15 protein-coding genes are annotated in these 17,394 nt (G+C 64.2%); 1 reads left to right on the top strand and 14 read right to left on the bottom strand.

Features of this window, described 5'->3' with window-relative positions:
* Positions 1-84 precede the first annotated feature (84 nt).
* The 6 genes from ACSQ84_RS02650 to ACSQ84_RS02625 all read right to left on the bottom strand — a co-directional run bounded on the left by ACSQ84_RS02650 (position 85) and on the right by ACSQ84_RS02625 (position 7,990).
* Positions 85-1,989: an ABC transporter ATP-binding protein gene (locus ACSQ84_RS02650; RefSeq protein ID WP_436210090.1), complete on the bottom strand. Its 1,905-nt coding sequence runs from the start codon at positions 1,987-1,989 to the stop codon at positions 85-87.
* Positions 1,990-2,012: 23 nt separating this feature from the next.
* Positions 2,013-2,939, bottom strand: a complete 927-nt coding sequence (locus ACSQ84_RS02645; protein WP_436210089.1) for a 2-hydroxyacid dehydrogenase — start codon at positions 2,937-2,939, stop codon at positions 2,013-2,015.
* 22 nt (positions 2,940-2,961) lie between these two features.
* Positions 2,962-4,290 carry an NAD(P)/FAD-dependent oxidoreductase gene (locus ACSQ84_RS02640; protein ID WP_436210088.1) on the bottom strand — a complete coding sequence of 443 codons (1,329 nt, stop codon included), beginning with the start codon at positions 4,288-4,290 and terminating at the stop codon, positions 2,962-2,964.
* Between the two features lie 145 nt (positions 4,291-4,435).
* Positions 4,436-5,311 (bottom strand): ABC transporter permease, encoded by an 876-nt coding sequence (locus ACSQ84_RS02635; protein WP_436210087.1) that lies wholly within the window; start codon positions 5,309-5,311, stop codon positions 4,436-4,438.
* A 3-nt stretch (positions 5,312-5,314) separates the two neighbouring features.
* Positions 5,315-6,265: an ABC transporter permease gene (locus tag ACSQ84_RS02630; protein ID WP_436210086.1), complete on the bottom strand. Its 951-nt coding sequence runs from the start codon at positions 6,263-6,265 to the stop codon at positions 5,315-5,317.
* A 27-nt stretch (positions 6,266-6,292) separates the two neighbouring features.
* On the bottom strand, positions 6,293-7,990 hold the full coding sequence (locus tag ACSQ84_RS02625; RefSeq protein ID WP_436210085.1) for a peptide ABC transporter substrate-binding protein: 1,698 nt from the start codon (positions 7,988-7,990) through the stop codon (positions 6,293-6,295).
* A 235-nt stretch (positions 7,991-8,225) separates the two neighbouring features.
* On the opposite strand from ACSQ84_RS02625, the gene ACSQ84_RS02620 reads away from it, so the two are divergent.
* Positions 8,226-8,891, top strand: a complete 666-nt coding sequence (locus tag ACSQ84_RS02620) for a helix-turn-helix domain-containing protein (RefSeq protein ID WP_436210084.1) — start codon at positions 8,226-8,228, stop codon at positions 8,889-8,891.
* Here the strand turns inward: ACSQ84_RS02620 and ACSQ84_RS02615 are convergent.
* The 8 genes from ACSQ84_RS02615 to ACSQ84_RS02580 form a co-directional block, all read right to left on the bottom strand.
* Positions 8,888-9,904 carry a zinc-dependent alcohol dehydrogenase gene (locus ACSQ84_RS02615; protein WP_436210083.1) on the bottom strand — a complete coding sequence of 339 codons (1,017 nt, stop codon included), beginning with the start codon at positions 9,902-9,904 and terminating at the stop codon, positions 8,888-8,890. The two genes, ACSQ84_RS02620 and ACSQ84_RS02615, sit on opposite strands and share 4 nt — an antisense overlap.
* Positions 9,905-9,983: 79 nt before the next feature.
* Positions 9,984-11,471 (bottom strand): xylulokinase, encoded by a 1,488-nt coding sequence (gene xylB / locus ACSQ84_RS02610; RefSeq protein WP_436210082.1) that lies wholly within the window; start codon positions 11,469-11,471, stop codon positions 9,984-9,986.
* Entirely contained in the window at positions 11,468-12,415 is a 948-nt protein-coding gene (locus tag ACSQ84_RS02605; protein WP_436210081.1) for a sugar-binding transcriptional regulator, read from the bottom strand. Before ACSQ84_RS02605 ends, xylB begins: the two co-directional genes overlap by 4 nt.
* Positions 12,412-13,212 (bottom strand): inositol monophosphatase family protein, encoded by an 801-nt coding sequence (locus ACSQ84_RS02600; RefSeq protein ID WP_436210080.1) that lies wholly within the window; start codon positions 13,210-13,212, stop codon positions 12,412-12,414. Before ACSQ84_RS02600 ends, ACSQ84_RS02605 begins: the two co-directional genes overlap by 4 nt.
* A 5-nt stretch (positions 13,213-13,217) precedes the next feature.
* A complete protein-coding gene (locus ACSQ84_RS02595; protein WP_436210079.1) occupies positions 13,218-14,759 on the bottom strand; it encodes an alkaline phosphatase D family protein in 1,542 nt (513 codons plus the stop codon).
* On the bottom strand, positions 14,756-15,517 hold the full coding sequence (locus ACSQ84_RS02590) for a glycerophosphodiester phosphodiesterase family protein (protein ID WP_436210078.1): 762 nt from the start codon (positions 15,515-15,517) through the stop codon (positions 14,756-14,758). The genes ACSQ84_RS02595 and ACSQ84_RS02590 overlap by 4 nt, the downstream gene beginning before the upstream one ends.
* Before the next feature lie 10 nt (positions 15,518-15,527).
* Positions 15,528-16,448 carry an ABC transporter permease subunit gene (locus ACSQ84_RS02585; RefSeq protein ID WP_436210077.1) on the bottom strand — a complete coding sequence of 307 codons (921 nt, stop codon included), beginning with the start codon at positions 16,446-16,448 and terminating at the stop codon, positions 15,528-15,530.
* Positions 16,449-16,452: 4 nt separating this feature from the next.
* The gene (locus ACSQ84_RS02580; RefSeq protein WP_436211153.1) at positions 16,453-17,376 is read right to left on the bottom strand and encodes an ABC transporter permease subunit; all 924 of its coding nucleotides are present in this window, start codon (positions 17,374-17,376) and stop codon (positions 16,453-16,455) included.
* Between the last annotated feature and the right edge of the window lie 18 nt (positions 17,377-17,394).

Below are 17,394 nucleotides of genomic sequence, written 5' to 3'. Positions count from 1 at the left end.
ATCTCCACGCCAGCGAACCCCTTTGTTTACATAGGGTTCCTTTCTTTGCATGGGGTTGTTTTCCATATTTTTTGTTGGGAGCGATCACGCCGTCCATTCTTCGCCCCAAACCTGCACAAGGTGGCCCGGTGAGGCCTCGCGGTACTGGCGGACCGGCGGCAAATAGTCCGGGGCGCGCACCGGACTCATGATTTCGTCGTTCGACACGCCGCGTTTCTCGTTGCGGCGCGCAGGATCCGGGATCGGTACGGCCGCCATCAGCTTTCTCGTATAGGGATGCTGCGGATTGCCGAACACGGCCGCGCGAGGACCGATCTCGACAATTTCGCCGAGATACATCACCGCGACGCGGTGGCTCATCCGCTCGACGACCGCGATGTCATGGGAGATGAAGAGATAGGCAAGGCCCATGCTCGCCTGGAGGTCGAGCATCAGATTCACCACCTGTGCCTTGACCGAGACGTCGAGCGCCGAGACGGCCTCGTCGGCGATGATCAGCTTGGGCCCGAGTGCAAGCGCGCGGGCGATACAGATGCGCTGGCGTTGACCGCCCGAGAACTCGTGCGGAAAGCGCGACGCCATATCAGCCGTCAGTCCGACGCGAACCAGCAGATCGGCAACCTTGTCGCGCGCTTGCGACGAGGAAGCCAGTCCATGGGCATGGAGCGGCGCGGCGACCGCTGTGCCGACCGACATGCGCGGATTGAGGCTCGCGAACGGATCCTGGAACACGATCTGCATGCGCTTGCGGAGCGCGCGCAGGGCCGAGGCGCCCATGCCGAGGACATCCTCGCCGTCGACCCGCACGGAGCCGCTGTCCGGTTCGACGAGCTTGAGGATGGACCGGCCCGTCGTCGACTTGCCGCAGCCGGACTCACCGACGAGCGCCAGCGTTTCTCCAGCATGCACGCAAAAGGATATGTTCTCCACCGCATGGACGCGGCCCGAGACCTTGCCGAACAGGCCGGAACGGATCGCAAACCGCGTGGTCAGGTTAGCGACGTCGAGCACCGGTCGTTCTGATGTGGCGACCGTATCGGGCGTCTCTATCGGTTCATCCGACGTTCCCGTCACCTTGTCGACGATCGGAAATCGCATCGGCCGCGCCCGCCCTTCCATGGAGCCGAGACGCGGCACGGCAGAGAGAAGCGCCCGGGTATAGGGATGCGAGGGAGCAGCGAAGATCCGTGCGGTGCTGTCGGCCTCGACCGCCTGCCCGTCATACATCACTACGGTGCGGTCCGCGATCTCGGCGACCACTCCCATGTCGTGCGTGATGAAGAGGATCGACATATCCTCTTCTTCCTGCAGAACCTTGAGGAGTTCCAGAATCTGCGCCTGGATGGTGACGTCGAGCGCGGTCGTCGGCTCGTCGGCGATGAGCAGCTTCGGCCTGCAGGCCAGCGCCATGGCGATCATCACGCGCTGGCGCATGCCGCCGGAGAAGCGATGCGGATGCTCGTGGAAACGCGCCTTCGCCGCCGGGATGCGGACTCGCTCGAGCAGACGTACGGTCTCGGCCTCGGCCGCCGCGCGCGACATGCCGCGGTGGTAGACCAGCGCCTCGGCGATCTGGAAGCCGATCGTCAGCACCGGATTAAGGCTGGTCATCGGTTCCTGGAAGATCATGGCAACTTCGTTGCCGCGTACATCCTGCATGGTCGGTTCGGGTAGCGTCAGCAGATCGCGGCCCGCGAGCTTGATGCTGCCCTGGATGCGGCCGCTCTCTTGCGGAATGAGCCGCATGATGGAGAGAGCGGTGACGCTCTTGCCCGAGCCCGACTCGCCCACGATCGCCACCGTCTCTTTCGCGGCAACGTCGAACGACACGTTGCGGACGACGGGAATCCATTGCCCCTCGCGGATGAACGAAGTTGTCAGACCCGCGATCGACAGCACCGGGGTCGGTGCATCTCCGAGCGAACTCGCTGCCTGGATCGGCTTCGCGCCGGTGGCGAGATGGTCAAGTCCGCTTGGGCCAATACTCATGCTGAAGCTTTCAAAGCACGGTTTCAGTAGCCGCGTGCGCGATCGACACGCCCCGGCAAGGCTTCTCCGCGGCGGTGGCGAGCGATGGTTTCGAGTACGAATTCAACCGCCGTTTCCGGCGTCGTCATGCTTGCGATGTGTGGCGTGAGGAGAATTTGTGGATGGCTCCAGAACGGATGACCCGCTGGCAGCGGCTCCTGTTCGGCGACGTCGAGAACGGCGGCTGACAACAGGCCGCGCTCCAGTGCCTCGATGAGGTCTGCCTCGACCAGATGCCCGCCCCGCCCGACGTTGACGAGTCGGGCACCGCGCGGCAGTGCCTCGAACAGATTTAAGTTCAGAATACCGCGGGTTTCATCGGTCAGCGGCAGCAGGCAGACCAGGATGTCGGTCTGCGCGAGGAAGTCCGGCAATGTCTCCCGGCCCGCATGGCAAGTAACACCCTCTATGGTGCGTCGGGAACGGTTCCAGCCGGCAAGCGGAAAGCAGAATGATTTGAGCCGTTCAAGCACCGCCTGACCGAGCAAGCCGAGGCCCATCACGCCAACGCGCCGCTTCGCGGCGGGCGTGATCCGGATCTCGCGCCAGGTCTGCTGGCGCTGCTGAGCGATGAAGTGTAAGAGGTCACGATGCAGCGCGAGCACGGCCATCGAGACATATTCAACCATGCTCTCCGCAATGCCGGGCTCCAGCATCCGGATGAGCGGAACATGGGGCGGGAGCTGCGAGAAATCGAATTGATCGACCCCTGCTCCGACCGAGAAGACGAGTTCGACATTACGGAAGGTCGCGGCGATGTTTTCCGGCGGCGTCCACACCGCCAGATAGCGCACCTGCGCCGGATCGCCGACATCGGGCCAAAGCCGGAACGGTAGCTCCGGGGCGCGCGCCGCAAAATGGCGAGCCCATTCCATACCGCGCGTCGCGTTCGCCTTGTAGAGGAAGGTCATGCGAGAGCCCGATCCGACACGGCTAGAACAGGGTGACCGGCGCAAGCGGCCGGCCGTCGATGAGGCGCAAATGGCTGTACGCCGCAGGATCCACCAGCGGCGTATCGCCCGTCACGATATCTGCGGCGAGCTTGCCGGCCGCCGGCCCGATGCCGAACCCATGACCGCTGAAGCCCGTGGCGAGGAAAAAGCCCGGCAGGGTGTCGACGGAAGAAATCACCGGAATGGTGTCGGGCGTGCAATCGATGGTGCCTCCCCAGGCCTCCGCGATTTCGATGCCCTTCAAATCAGGATTTGACTTGATCAGCGACGCTAGCGCCGAACTGACCAGCGACATATCAGGCGCGGGATCGCGCACGCGCTCGGTCTCGAACGGCGAAGGCTTGTCGAGGCTCCAGTTCGTGCCTCGCATGATCTGATCGAAGAACGACTTTCCGAACGACAGTTTCAACCCCTTGCGGCGATGCTTGTAGGTCGGCCAGAAGGTCCGCGCATAGCGAAACAGATCCGGCGACAATTCTACCGTGCCACGGTTGCGCAGCGCGAGCGTGAAGCCGCCATCGAGGCGGCGGCGAATGCAATAGAAGTCGGTACCGAGCGCACCCATCGTGATTTCCGGCGCCGGCGTGGTCCGGCATGCGGTGGCGTTGACGAGGCCGATCGGGAGATCGATGCCGTGGCGGCGGCAGAACAGCGATGACCACGCCCCTCCCGCCAGCAGCACGGACTGCGTGCGAATGGTTCCCTGCTCCGTGACGACCGCGCTCACTTGTCCGCCCTGGGTTTCGAGCCCGCGCGCGGCGCAGCCTTGATGAATGGTGACGCCATGCTTGCGAGCGGCGGCCGCGAGCGCCGGCACGGCCATCGAAGGCTCGGCGCGCCCATCGCTCGGCGTGTGCAAACCGCCGACCCAGGTATCGGCATTGCCGGGCATGCGCTCGGCGACCTCGGCCGGCGACAGAACCGACGAATGAACCTGCTGTTCGCGCGCGATCGCCGCCCACCTCTCCCACGCGGCCAACTCCGCAGGGTTCTTGGTCAGGAACAAGACGCCGGTTCGCCGAAAGCCGGCATCGACGCCGGCGTCGTTCTGCATGTCCTCCCACAGCCGCAGCGCCTCGCGGGCCAGCGGAATCTCGGCGCGCGCGCGGCCCTGCTGGCGGCACCAGCCCCAGTTGCGGCTCGACTGCTCCGCGCCGACATGGCCCTTCTCGACCAGCGCGACGGAGTGTCCTTTCTTCGCCAGATGATAGGCCGCCGAAACGCCGATCACGCCGCCGCCGATCACGACAACATCGGCTTGCGCCGGCAAGCGCTCATCGCTTGTGATGCGGCTGAGTGGCGGGGACATCAGACTCTCCTGGCAATAAGGTTGATCGAAGCTAGAGCCTTTTCCGTTCCGATTGTATCGGAACGGGGCTCCAGGCTTTTGTTTTGACGCGTTTTCTTCACGCGAACCGGTGTCCACTTCGCTGGAAAACGCTCTAATTGGCGCTTCATGGGATGTTCATGCGCGGATCGAGCGCGTCGCGCAGTCCGTCGCCGAGGAAGTTGAAGCTGGTCACGGCCAGCGTGATGGCAATGCCCGGCACAATCGCCAGCCAGGGCGCACTCGTCATATAGATCTGGGCATTGTTGAGCATGTTGCCCCAGCTCGCGGCCGGCGGCTGGATGCCGAAGCCGAGGTAGCTGACATAGGATTCGAGCAGGATCGCCTTGGCGACGTTGAGGGTGGCTGCAACCACGATTGGCGCCATCGCATTCGGCACCAGTTCACGGAACATGATCCGCAGGTTGGACGAACCGAACGCGACGGCGGCGATCGCGAACTCGCGTTCGCGAAGCGAGCGGACCTGCGCTTCCACGACGCGGGCGACGCTCATCCACGCCGTGGCCGCGATCAGCAAGGTGGTGGTCATCAGGCCCGGCTCGGTGAGCGCCGCCAGCGCCAGCAGGAGAAAGATCGCCGGGAAGCACAGCACGGCATCGACGATCCGCATCAGCACCGCGCCGAGGATGCCGCCGTAAAAGCCCGCGAACGCGCCGACCAGGATGCCGACCGCCATCGCGATGGCCATGGCGACGATGCCGATCGAGAGTGACACCCGCCCTCCCATCATCAACCGCGCCAGCACGTCGCGGCCGAGTTCGTCGGTGCCAAGGATGTGCGCTCCCGACAACGGCGGAGCGAACCGCTGCATGATGTCGATAAAGGTGTCGTCGAACGGCAACAGATAAGGGCCGAACGCCGAACCGAGAACGAGGATGACGATGGTCACGGCACCGGCCAAAGCCAATCGATGCCGGCGGAAGCGCTGCCAGGCGGCTTGACCGGGAGCAAGTTGAACGGTCTGCAAGGCTGCGGTGCTCATCGCCTATCCCACCCGGATCCGAGGATCGACGACGGCATAAAGGATATCGGCGAGGAGCGAGCCTATCAGCACCATCACGGCCGAAAACATCAGGATGCCCATCACGACCGGATAATCGCGATAGCCGATGGAATCGAGAAACAACCGGCCCATGCCGGGCCAGGTGAACACGGTCTCGGTGACCAGCGCGCCGCCGAGCAACGTTGGAAACTGCAGGCCCGCAACCGTGATCATCGGCAGCAGGGCGTTGCGCAAGGCATGCACCGTCAGGATGCGCCACTCCGGCATCCCTTTCGCACGCGCCGTGCGGATGTAATCCTGGTTGATGACCTCGAGCATGGAGGAGCGCATGAAGCGTCCCCAGATCGCGGTCTCGACAAGTGCCAGCACGATCGCTGGTGCGATCAGATGATGCAGAAGATCGAGAAATGAGCCGTCCCCGATCGTCTGGCGGTTGCCGGACGGCAGCCAGCCGAGGTTCACCGAGAACAGATAGATCGTGACCAGCCCGAACCAGAACGTCGGAATCGAGAGCGCGATCATGGCGCCGACAGTTGCCAGCGAATCGAACAATGAATAGCGGCGCACGGCGCCAAGCACGCCGATCCAGCAGCCGAGCAGAACCGCGATGATTGTCGCGGTCGTCATCAGTTCGAGCGTGGCGCCGAGATGCGAGCCGATGACGGACAGCACCGCCTCACCGTCCCGATAGGAGCGACCCCAGTCGCCTCTGAGCATGCGGCCGAACCAGTCGAGATACTGGATCGGAAGCGGACGATCGAGGCCGAGCTGTTTGGTGACGCGATCGAGGTCCTCCTGCGTCATTTGCGCCGAGGCGGCGAATTGCGAGAGCGGACCGCCGGGCGCCAGATGGAGAATCGCAAAGCCGAGCGCCGAGACGATCACCAGCAGCATGATCGCCTGCATCAGGCGATTGGCGACGTAACGGGCCATTTCAGGCAATCCCCCTGATCGGACGCGTCAGGTCCAGTACCATTCGCGGATGTTCCAGCAGTTGGACGAGGCGTTGATGTTGTGCCGGAAACCTCGCAATCCGTCCTTGACGCCTTCGGTAATGGTGCCCTGGAACAGCGGCAGCATGGCGAGGTCGTTGCGAACGAGTTTTTGAAGGTCGCCGTAGATCGCTTTGCGTTGCGCCAGATCGAACTGCTTGGCGCCCTCGGCGAGCAGCCGGTCGGCCTCCGCGCTCTGGTATTGATAGGTGTTGAAGCCGCGTCCGCCTTTGGCGGGAATAGCCCCCGAGCCGAAGCGTGGCGTCACGTCCGGATCGCTGCCCAGCATGAAGTTCACGGACACCAGCACCGAATTGAACTTCGACTGCTGCCAGAACTCGCCCCAAATTACCGCAGCCGGCATGTTGTTGACGCGCATCGCAGCGCCGATCGCGCGCCAATCCTGTATCAGCAGCTGCTGCGTTTGCTCGCGCACGGCGTTGCCGGACGTGGTCGAATTGGTGAATTCGAGTTTTGCGCCGCCCTTCTCGCGGATGCCGCCGGCGCCGCGGACCCATCCCGCCGCATCGAGCAGCGCATTTGCCTTCGCCGGATCGTAGCTGTGCTGCGCCAGGCCCTGCTGGAACGACCAGGCCTGTTGCGGCACGAAGCTCTCGGTCTGCGTCGGCAGACCGTAATTGAGCGCGTCGATGATCGCCTTCTTGTTGATCGCAAGATAAAGCGCCTCACGCACCGTTCGGTCGGTGAATGGTCCGAATTCCAGGTTCGGCGCGACATGCTCCACCGAGGCCGTCGATGACACGAAAATCTTGCGGCCACGCAGCGTTTTCGCCTCTTGCACAAAGTTCGGCAGGATTCCCTGCAAGCCCGTGTAATCGACCTGGCCGGTTCGGAACTGGGTGTACAGGACGGTCAGGTCCGGGATGTATTTGAAGACGACGCGCTCCAGGTAAGGCCCCTTGCCGTGGTATCCGGTATGGGCGTGCAACAGAATGTGGTCGCCGGGCACGCGCTCGCCCCAGCGGAACGGCCCGGTCCCGACCGGCGCATTGTGAAACGGCGAGCTGTTGGGATCCGGGACCTTCTCCAGGATGTGCTTGGGCACCATGTAGGTCAGCGACAGGATCGACATATAGGGCGAATACGGCGCCTCCATGCGCCAGTGAACTTCGTCGGGCGCAACGACTTTGATGTCCTTGACCAGGTTATGGCCGACGCGGTTGCGGGCGCGAAAATCGGTCTTGTTGATCAGTTCAAGGGAGAACTTGACGTCCTCGGCCGTAAACGCCGTGCCATCATGCCACTTGGCATTGCTGCGCAGCTTGATCTTCCAGATCAGCCCGTCGGCCGACAGCCCGCCGTTCGCGATGGTGGGGACTTCGCGGGCCAGGTCAGGAACGAAGTTGCCGTCAGAATCGATAAACCACAGCGGCGAGAATATTTGCCACCAAACGCCCTGATCGACCTCGATACCGGGCATGAGGGGATGAAAGACCGTCGGCTCCTGCGACAGGGCCGCGATCACCTGCCCGCGCGGCTTGTCGGGCGGATTGCCGGGACGTTCAGTCTGGGCAAATGCCAAAGTCGGAGCGCTCAATCCCGCCGCAGCGCTCGCGCCGAGCAGCATGAACTGGCGGCGGTTCGGTACGCCGAAGGCCGCGTTGCCCAATGCGGGAATGTCGAATTTACCGGTTTCGTCCGCCATGACCGTCTCCGTTTTCGCGCGCGGCGCCGCTTCCCCGCGCCCGATCTCGAAAACCCGGCAACGCAGAGGTTAGCTGAGCTTTAGTAGGTCTAATTATTTGTATCCAAATTTCATCATAGCTAAATAAACGAGTCAATCCTATTGATGGTATGATCCCATTGTTCAATGAAACTGATCGCCGCTTGGTGATGGGTTCGGAACGGTTGGGCTAAGCGACGATGCACGGGAGAGCGACATGGGTGGCCGCGTGAGCGTTCCAAAGAACGCCCAAACGATCGAAAGCGATGACGCGGTCGACCAGCGGCGTCTTGGCGAGACCGTGCGGCTTCTGCGCCAGCGCGCAGGCCTCTCGATCCAGGACGTCGCCAAACGTACCGGCCTGTCCACCGGCATGATCAGCCAACTCGAACGCGCGCTCGCCATGCCGTCCGTGCGCACGTTGCGTCTCCTCAGCATCGCCCTCGACGTGCCGATCTCCTATTTCTTCGGCGCGAGTGACGCAGCCGAACCCCAGCGCTACATCGTGCGGAAGAATGACCGGCGGCTGCTTCGGCTGACCGCCAGCGGCGTCGTCAAGGAAGCGCTTACCCCTGCCGAAAAGGGTGAACTCGAACTCTATGAACTCACGCTCAACCCTGGCGGCTCGTCAGGCACCGACTTCTTCCAGCACACCGGTGAAAAGGCGGGCTACATCCTGTCGGGCAGTCTGCGTCTGTGGCTCGACCACGAGGCTCATGTCCTGGAGGCGGGAGATAGTTTCCGCTTCCCGAGCATCGTGCCACACATGTTCGACAATCCGACGCAGCAGGTAGCGCGCGTCATCTGGGTGACGACGCTGCGCCGAACCGATCCCCCTGCGAATGGCGCGGAAGCGGCGGCGCACGCAAAAGACGTCACCTAGGGATAAATGATCGCCTTGATGATTCCGTCGCGGCGCGCAACCTGCTGCTCGAACGCGGCCGGCGCCTGGTCGAGCGAAAAACGATGCGTGGCCAGCGGAGAAAGCTTGACGCGGCCACTCTGGGTCAGCGCGATCGTGCGCGGATAAACTTCCGGCATACGGCGCGAGAATTTGATCGACAGGCCCTTGCGGCGCGATTCGGCGCCGCTGAGGACGTATTGATTGTTCTCGGGAATGCCGACGATGACGAGGCGGCCGCCGATGCGGGCGCTGCGCGCGGCGTGTTCGAAACCGTGCGAGGAGTCGGTCGCTTCGATCACGAGGTCAGCGCCACGGCCTTCGGTCGCGGCCGCGACCTCTTCCTGGCTGCTGCACGCAACGTCGGCGCCGAGGTCGCAAGCCAGCGCCGTGCGCGCTTCGACCGGATCTATCGCGACGATCTTGCCGGCGCCCGCCAACCGCGCCAATTGGACCAGCAGCAATCCGACCGGTCCGCAACCGAGCACCGCGACCGTTTCCATGAGTCGCGGGCGCGCCAGGTCCATGGCGTGGATCGCAACCCCGAGCGTCTCCAGGATCGCGGCGGCGGCCGGATCGATGCTGTCAGGCACGATATGCACGGCGGAAATCGGAACGCAGATGAACTCGGCCATGGCGCCGTTGTTCGGCGCGTAACCGAGGAAGCGCACGTTCGGGCACAGATTGGTGTGGCCGCGGTGGCACCATTCGCAGCGGCCGCAGGAAATCGACGGGTCTATCGCCATCAGCGCATCCGCCGGCAACCCTGCCCGTCGCGCGGTCTCGGGTGTCAGCGTGCCGGAGAACTCATGGCCGAGCACGAACGGATTGATCCGGGTCGGGCCGGTGGTGCCGCCCTCGAGATAGGAATGCAAATCGCTGCCGCACACGCCGACGGCCTTGACCCGCACGATCACCTCGTCCGCCGCCGGCGTCGGTACCGGGATGTCAGTGACGCGGATGTCGCGAATGTCATGGAGAACCGCTGCGCGCATGTTCAGGCCTTGATCCCTAACGTGTTTTCCGGCGCCGCCACCAGCAGCGTTGCCGTAATATACATATGTCTTTTAACAATTACAAATGTTCTGCGGTTTCGCCAAAGGCGCAGGAACCCGGCAATTTTGCATAATGCTGTCGATAGATCGCACGCCGCTCCTGCAGGCCGGCGCGAGATGCGGCGTCCGGCTCCAGCGTGGCCACGGCGCCGCGGTCGCCGTCGCCGGTCAAGGCCAAGCCGCTGGCCTGACGCGCCAGCCGCGCGGCGCCGAGCGCTGGCCCGAGCGGCGCAAGCGGCGGCAACAGCAAGGGGCGGTCGATCACGGTCGCGATGATCCGTCCCCAGAAACGGCTGCGCGCTCCGCCCCCGATCAGCGCGATCGTATCAATGGGCGCGCCCGCTGCCGTCAGTGCGTCGTGACAGTCGGCGATCGCAAAAGCGACGCCTTCCAGCACCGCGCGACCGATGTGGAGCGGACCCGCTGCGGCGCGCAGGTTTGACAACGTTGCGCTGGCAAGTGGATCGTCATGCGGGGTTCGCTCGCCGCCAAGATAGGGCGAGAACACCGGTATCTCGGCCGGCGAAAAACTTTCGGCTTCGATCTCGGCCAGAAAACGCTCGATTGACGTGACGCCGAGGATGCCGGCGATCCACGTCAGCGCACTTGCAGCGCTCAACACGCATCCGTGCTGGCCGAACAGACCCGGCACGGCGTGCCGGTGGGTGTGCATGCCCTGGCCATGGGCCGGCACGAAGCGATCGTTGGCGACAAAATAAACACCTGACGTGCCGAGGCTGATGAAGGCATCGCCAGCCCGGACCACACCGGCGCCGACCGCGCCCGCCATGTTATCGCCCGCGCCGCCTGCGACCGGGAGATGTGGCTGCAGGCCAAAGCGCTGTGCCAGCTCCGGCCGCAGCGTGCCGCCAATCGCGCCGCTCTCGACCAGTGCCGGAAGCACGTCGATGCTGATACCGCACGCATCGGCAAGCCGCGGCGACCACGCGCCGGCGCGCGTATCCATTAACAGCGTCGCGGAAGCGTCCGCACGGTCGGATACCGCATCGCCCGTGAGACACAGGCGTACATAATCCTTGGTCAGCAGAATATGGCGCGTGCGCCGGATCGCGTCGGGCTCGTGGCGCGACAGCCAGAGGATCTTTGGCGCGGAAAAGCCAGGCATTGGCCGCGCACCGGCCAGATCGGCGAAACCCGCTACCGTCGCCTCGAGTTCAGCGCATTCGGCGGCTGACCGCCCGTCGTTCCACAACGGCGCGGGCCGGATCGGCCGGCCGGCCGCATCGATCAAGGCGACACCAAGCATTTGGCCCGACAGGCCGAGCGCCACGACGCCGGACATCAATCTCGGATGCTCGGCCGCGAGGTGGTCGAGCACGGCGGCCGCCGCCGTCCACCACGCGTCGGGATGCTGCTCCGACCACAGCGGTTGCGGACGGTCGATCGAGAGCGGCGCCTCGGCGCTCGCCTGCTCGCGGTCCTCGGCGTCCACGACGATCGCCTTGACGGCGGAGGTCCCGATGTCGAGCCCGAGAAACAAGCTCACCGCCGCTTGCCGATCAGCTTGAGCGCGCCGGCCGCGGCCTTCTCATCCGTCACCAGTACCTTGCCTATCCGCCCCTGCAGCGCCGCGGCGATAACCGGCACCTTGTTCGTTCCGCCCGCGATCAACATTACGGCCGGCGCCCGCGCCAGCTTCTCGATCGGCAAGGCGATGGCGCGCGAATTGATGCCGTGGTTGATCTGCCGGCCGGACTGCTCGAGATATTGGCCGAGTACGTCACCGACGGCGCCGGCGGCGCGCAGATCCTCGATACCGACATCGGGGGGCAGCCCGTGCCGCACCAAGAGTGAACGCGGCGAGAGATCGCCCAGGCTGAGCAGGGCAAGATCGATCCGCTCGACGCGTTCCAATACCTCCGCGTACACCTCCTGCGCCATGAAGGTGTCACGCGAGCGCCGGCTGCTGGCATAGATCGGGGCAGCCAGATAGCTGCATTTGGCATGCAGCCGGCGCGCAAGTTCACCTGCAATTTCGAACGTATTGAGTTCGAGTCCGCGCGAGAGCCCGCCCATCATCGAGACGATCCAGAGATCCGGATATTCCGCGGGCGTCACGTGCCGGATGGTTTCGCGCAAGGTCGCGCCCCAGCCGATGCCGATGGTGCGCGGTTTCTTCTCTTCCAGGAATTTCGTCAGGTAGGCCCCCGCCGCCATTCCGATCAGGCTTGCCACCAATTCGGGGTTTTCCGGACTCGGGATCACCACCGCGTCGTCGAGCCCGCATTGTTGCCGCAGCTGATGTTCGAGCTCGGTGCAGCTTGCGAACGCCGAGTTCAGCCGGATGCTGACGACGCCGCTGTGCCGCGCCTCCGAGAGCATGCGGTTGACCCGCGCGCGCGTCAGTCCCAGACGCTCGCCGATCTCGGCCTGGGTCAGGTTCTCCATGTAATAGAGCCAGGCGACCCGCAGGATGGTTTGGTCACTCAAAGCGCAATCTCCTCGAGCAACCGCAAAAGCTCGTCATGGATGTGACCATTTGAGGCGATCTTTTGCAAATCGTCAAACTGCGAATCGGCGCCCGCAATCGTGGTCACGCGCCCGCCCGCTGCGCGCACCAGCGGCATCGCCGCGGCGTGCGAGACGAGATCGGCCTTGATCGAAACGAAAGCGTCGAGCCGGCCGGCCGCGATCCATGTCATTTCGAGCGCGCCGGAAACCACGATGCGGACGCCGCGTACCGCCGAGCCGAGCCGTTCGACGATGGCCGCGGCCATCCGCACCTCGTCGGGTCGATAATGCGAGGTCAGGATCACCGATATTACCGCATCGGAAAGCGACCGCGTGCTCGACACCCGCACCGGCGCGCCGTTCACGGTGGCGAGCGCGCCCTGCACGTAGCGGGCGCGGACGTCGGCGAGAGGCGATTGCACCAGGCCGACCAGCGCCTCGCCGCCAGCATGATAGGCGGCGCTGACCGAATACCACGGCAGCCCGGAGGCGTAATTCACGGTGCCGTCGAGCGGGTCGATGATCCAACGCGGTCCGCTTACGTTGCCGCTAAAACCCCGTTCCTCCGACAGGATCGCCGCCCCTGGCGTCAGCGCCCTCAGTCCATCGATCACGATCCTTTCCGCGGCAAGGTCGGCATCGGTGACGATGTCACGTAGCTCCTTACGCGCGGTCGCAAGCGGCGCGCGCTGCATCGCGACGAGCGCTGCAGCCGCCTCCTCCACCACCGGCTCGGCGCCGCGCATCAACGCCATCAGATCTGTTCTAGCGGGCATCGGCATCAGGCCGCCTTCACGCCGGGCGCACCATCCTCGACCACGAAAGTCGCGAGCCGGCGCACGGTGCTGTTCACGTCCTTGACGTCGTCAAGCGCTTCAAAACCGACGGTGCAGGATCGCGCATCGAGTTCTACGGTCGCATAGCCACGCTTGTCGCCCCGCGCATAGGCCAGGCCCGGGTTGTCGGCGAGCGCCTTGGCCACGCTGCTCTCGCTCGGTCCCTCGGAAGAGATCGAGGTGCCGACGAATTCGGTCGCGATAGTCGCTTCATGCGGCCGATTAAAATCGCGCTTGAGATCGGCGGCAAAATAGGCGTGGCGGTCGCCGCCGATGACGACCGGATTGCGCAATTTGTGCGACTCGATCGAATCGAGCAGGCGCCGTCGGGCATTTGGGTAGCCGTCCCAGCCATCCATCCAGAAGCGATTACCCTCCTCGCCCTTGCGCTTGCTCTCGGCCAACAGAGTCTGCTGCGCGACGACGGTCCAGCGCCCGCGGCTGTCGCGCAATCGTGCGTCGAGCCATTGCTCCTGCGGTTGCCCAAGCATGCTGCGTTCCTCCTCGGTCCGTTCCGGACAGTCCGGCACCGTGGTCGGGCGCCCCCCTTTTACGCAGGCGGGCGCCGAGCGGTACTGCCGGTCGTCGAGCAGCATAATGTCCAGCATGTCGCCGAACCGGTAATGCTCGTAGATGGTCGCATCCGGGCCCCGCGGGCGTGCAGATGACGGCAGCGGCATATGTTCATAGTAGGCTTGGTAAGCGGCAGCGCGGACTTTCAGGAAAAGCTCTGGATCGCGCATCGTGTAAGAACGATCATTGGCGTAGTCGTCTGTCACCTCGTGGTCGTCCCAGATCGAAAGCCACGGAAACGCGGCATGCGCGGCCTGCAAGTCGGCGTCGGATTTGTACAACGCGTAGCGATTGCGGAACTCGGCAAGCGTGGTCGGAATTCCGACGCCGTGCTGGCGTACGTGGCGCGAGCCCCAGGACTTTTCGTAGATGTAGTCGCCGAGATGCACGACCAGATCGAGATCGCGCGTGGCCATATCGCGATACGCGGCGAAGTAGCCCTGCTCGTATTGCTGGCAGGAGGCGAAAGCAAAACGGAACCGGGTCTTGCTCCCGGCCGATGCGGTCCGGGTGCGCCCGACCGGGCTTACGGCCGAACCGGCGAGAAATCGGTACCAATAGATGCGGTCTGGCCGCAGGCCGCTCGCCTCGGCATGCACCGAATGCGCGAGCTCGGCGGTCGCACGCACGACACCGCGCGCGGCGATGCGCGAAAATCTTTCATCCTCCGCAACCTGCCACTCGACCTCAACCGGCGCAGGCGGCATGCCGCCCTCCTCGAGCGGTCGCGGCGCCAGCCGCGTCCACAGAATGACGCTGGTTTCACGTGGGCAGCCCGACGCTACGCCGAGCGTGTACGGATCCTCGTTGAACGCCGCCGGCGCGCCGCGCACGATCCCGAAGGGCGCGGCCATCGCGGCGCTGGCCAGCGAGCCGGCGAGGAATCGCCGGCGCGGGATCGTGACGCCGCTCATGACGGCACAGACGCGGACGTCAGTTCGCGCCTGATATTCACGGCGAGATCGGGCCGGTCCGTGGTGATCTGCCGCACCGGCTGGGCGAGCCAGTGAGCGATATCCTGCGGCTCATTTGTCACCCAGGCACCAAGGCGTTCGCGACCGAGGACCTTGAGCGCCAGCGGAAGCATCAGCGACAGCAGCGACTTCTCGATCGCCACGATGCAGTCGGGGATCGCAGCAAAATGGTCGAGCGCCGGCGAAATGCCGCCCATCATCTCCGCCGACCTCCGGTCCAGTGAGGCCAGCACCCGCGCCTGCGGCCACAGCCTCCGCACTGCCATGATCACTTCGGGGACAAAGCAGGTGAGCACCGCGCGCCGCTCCAGCCCGCGCCGCTTCACCGCTTCCACCAGGCGCCGCTCGATTCCCGGATAGGGATTGCCGAAGGCGTCGGTCTTGATCTCGATGTGAAGCTCGAGCGGCAACTCGCTGAACAATTCGAGCACGGCGTCGAGCGTTGGCACGCATTCTTCGCCGGCCTCGCGCAGGCGCGTGGCGGTCAATTGTTTCAGCGTACGAACGCCGACCGGCCCGGTGTCATGCGTGGTGCGATCGAGCAGCGGATCGTGGATGACGACCAGCCCACCGTCGACGCTTTGGTGAATATCGAACTCGACCGCGTCGACGCCAAGTCCGCGCAGATTGCGAAAACCAAGCAGACTGTTCTCCGGCCAAAGGTCGCGGGCGCCGCGGTGTCCGGCGATGAAAACCATGATGAGTCCCCTATTTACTGCTGTCGACCAGCCCTTTGAGGAACCAGCGCTGCAACAGCAGGATCACCAGCGTCGGCGGCAGCATCGCGAGCAGCGCGCCGCTCATGGCAATGTTCCAGGCCGGCTCGCTGTCGGAGCGCGGGATCAAATTCTTCAGCGCGATCACGGCGGTCGCCATGTCCTTGTCGGTGGTGAACAGCAACGGCCACAAATACTGGTTCCAGCCGAACAGGAACAGGATGATCGCAAGCGCCACGATGTTCGAGACCGACAGCGGCAGCAGGATGCTCCAGAAGAACCGCAGCGGCGATGCGCCGTCGAGCCTTGCCGCCTCACACAACTCGTCCGGCACGGTAAGGAAGAACTGACGGAACAGGAAGGTTGCGGTGGCGGACGCGATCAGCGGCAGGATCAGCCCCGGATAGGTATTGACCATATTCCATTCCAGCGCGACCGTCACCTCGTGGCCGCTGATCCATTTCCAGAGATCGGCAACATGCAGCATGTCGGCGAGCCATTGCAGCGGCAGCGCAGCGTTTGCCACGGCCTCGAACGTCGGCACGATCCGCACCTCGATCGGCAGCATCAGCGACATGAAGATCAGCCAGAACGCCAGCATCCGGTAACGGAAGCGGAAATAGGTGATGGCGAAAGCAGACAGCAGCGATACCGCGATCTTGCCGGCCGTGATGCCGAGCGCCACCACAATGGAGTTGAGGAACGTGCGGCCGAAATCGGCCTTGACCCAGGCCGTCTGCAGATTGGCAAAAAACTGGTCGCCCGGCAGCCAAGGCAGCGGCACCTTCTGCACCTCGGCGATCGTCAGCGAGCCCGCGACGAACGCAAAGTACAGCGGCACGCACACCAACATCGCGCCGGCGATCAGGATCGCGTGGCAGATCGTATCGAGGATGGGTGCGCGCTCCACCATGCGGTCAGACCCCGTAATTGACCTTGTGGTCGAAATAGCGGAATTGCAGCAGCGTGCAGATCAGCGCGAACGTCATCAACAGCACCGACTGCGCCGCCGAGGAGCCGAGGTCGAGGTTGATGAAACCATCGACAAAGACCTTGTAGACCAGGATGTTGGTGGCGCCGGCCGGCCCGCCATGGGTGACGGCATCGATGATCGCGAAGGTTTCGAAGAAGCCGTAGATAAAATTCATCACGGCGAGAAAAAAGATCGTTGGCCCGAGCATCGGCAGCGCAATCAGAAAGAACCGCCGCAGCGGCCCGGCGCCGTCGACGGCGGCGGCTTCCATCAGCGAGACCGGCACCGCCAACAGGCCGACCACCAGGAAGATGTAGTCGTAGCAGATGTGCTTCCATGACGCCGCCATGATCACGAGCCACAGCGCATCGTTCGGATTGCGGTTGGGATCCCAGGAAATCCCGAGCGCGTGCAACATATGTGCGAGCGGGCCCACGACCGGATTGAACAAGAACGCCCACAGGATACCGGCGATCGCGGGCGCGATCGCATAGGGCAGCAGGATGAGGGTTCGGTAGACGGAACGCCCGCGCACCACCCGGTCGGTGGCGAATGCCAGCACGACGGCAATTGCCAGAGTAATCACGTTCTGCGCCACCGTGAACCAGACCGTCGTCACGACCGATTGGCGATACTCGCCGTTGGCGAACAGCGCCTTGAAGTTGTCGAACCACACGAAATGGACGGTGGTGCCGAACGGATCGCTGAGCAGTACGGACTGCGTCAGCGCCCGCAGCGACGGGATGAAGAAGAAGAACACCAGGATCAACACCTGCGGCAGCAGCAATAGCGTCGGCAAGCCGGCGCCGCGGCCAAAATTCGCTCGCTTCAGTCCGGGTTCCCGATCAGGCTGGCCGCGTCGGCGCATCTGAGCCGCATTCGGCCG

This window comes from Bradyrhizobium sp. LjRoot220 (assembly GCF_964252915.1).
GTDB lineage: Bacteria > Pseudomonadota > Alphaproteobacteria > Rhizobiales > Xanthobacteraceae > Bradyrhizobium.
The sequence above is the reverse complement of the archived record's forward strand: the minus strand, read 5'-3'. Positions and strand labels throughout refer to the sequence as shown.

Excerpts from the sequence above, each read along its gene's own strand:
- ACSQ84_RS02650 (WP_436210090.1), bottom strand. The coding sequence starts at position 1,989 with ATGAGTATTGGCCCAAGCGGACTTGACCATCTCGCCACCGGCGCGAAG.
- ACSQ84_RS02645 (WP_436210089.1), bottom strand. The coding sequence starts at position 2,939 with ATGACCTTCCTCTACAAGGCGAACGCGACGCGCGGTATGGAATGGGCT.
- ACSQ84_RS02640 (WP_436210088.1), bottom strand. The coding sequence starts at position 4,290 with ATGTCCCCGCCACTCAGCCGCATCACAAGCGATGAGCGCTTGCCGGCG.
- ACSQ84_RS02635 (WP_436210087.1), bottom strand. The coding sequence starts at position 5,311 with ATGAGCACCGCAGCCTTGCAGACCGTTCAACTTGCTCCCGGTCAAGCC.
- ACSQ84_RS02630 (WP_436210086.1), bottom strand. The coding sequence starts at position 6,265 with ATGGCCCGTTACGTCGCCAATCGCCTGATGCAGGCGATCATGCTGCTG.
- ACSQ84_RS02625 (WP_436210085.1), bottom strand. The coding sequence starts at position 7,990 with ATGGCGGACGAAACCGGTAAATTCGACATTCCCGCATTGGGCAACGCG.
- ACSQ84_RS02620 (WP_436210084.1), top strand. The coding sequence starts at position 8,226 with ATGGGTGGCCGCGTGAGCGTTCCAAAGAACGCCCAAACGATCGAAAGC.
- ACSQ84_RS02615 (WP_436210083.1), bottom strand. The coding sequence starts at position 9,904 with ATGCGCGCAGCGGTTCTCCATGACATTCGCGACATCCGCGTCACTGAC.
- ACSQ84_RS02600 (WP_436210080.1), bottom strand. The coding sequence starts at position 13,212 with ATGCCCGCTAGAACAGATCTGATGGCGTTGATGCGCGGCGCCGAGCCG.
- ACSQ84_RS02595 (WP_436210079.1), bottom strand. The coding sequence starts at position 14,759 with ATGAGCGGCGTCACGATCCCGCGCCGGCGATTCCTCGCCGGCTCGCTG.
- ACSQ84_RS02590 (WP_436210078.1), bottom strand. The coding sequence starts at position 15,517 with ATGGTTTTCATCGCCGGACACCGCGGCGCCCGCGACCTTTGGCCGGAG.
- ACSQ84_RS02585 (WP_436210077.1), bottom strand. The coding sequence starts at position 16,448 with ATGGTGGAGCGCGCACCCATCCTCGATACGATCTGCCACGCGATCCTG.
- ACSQ84_RS02580 (WP_436211153.1), bottom strand. The coding sequence starts at position 17,376 with ATGCGCCGACGCGGCCAGCCTGATCGGGAACCCGGACTGAAGCGAGCG.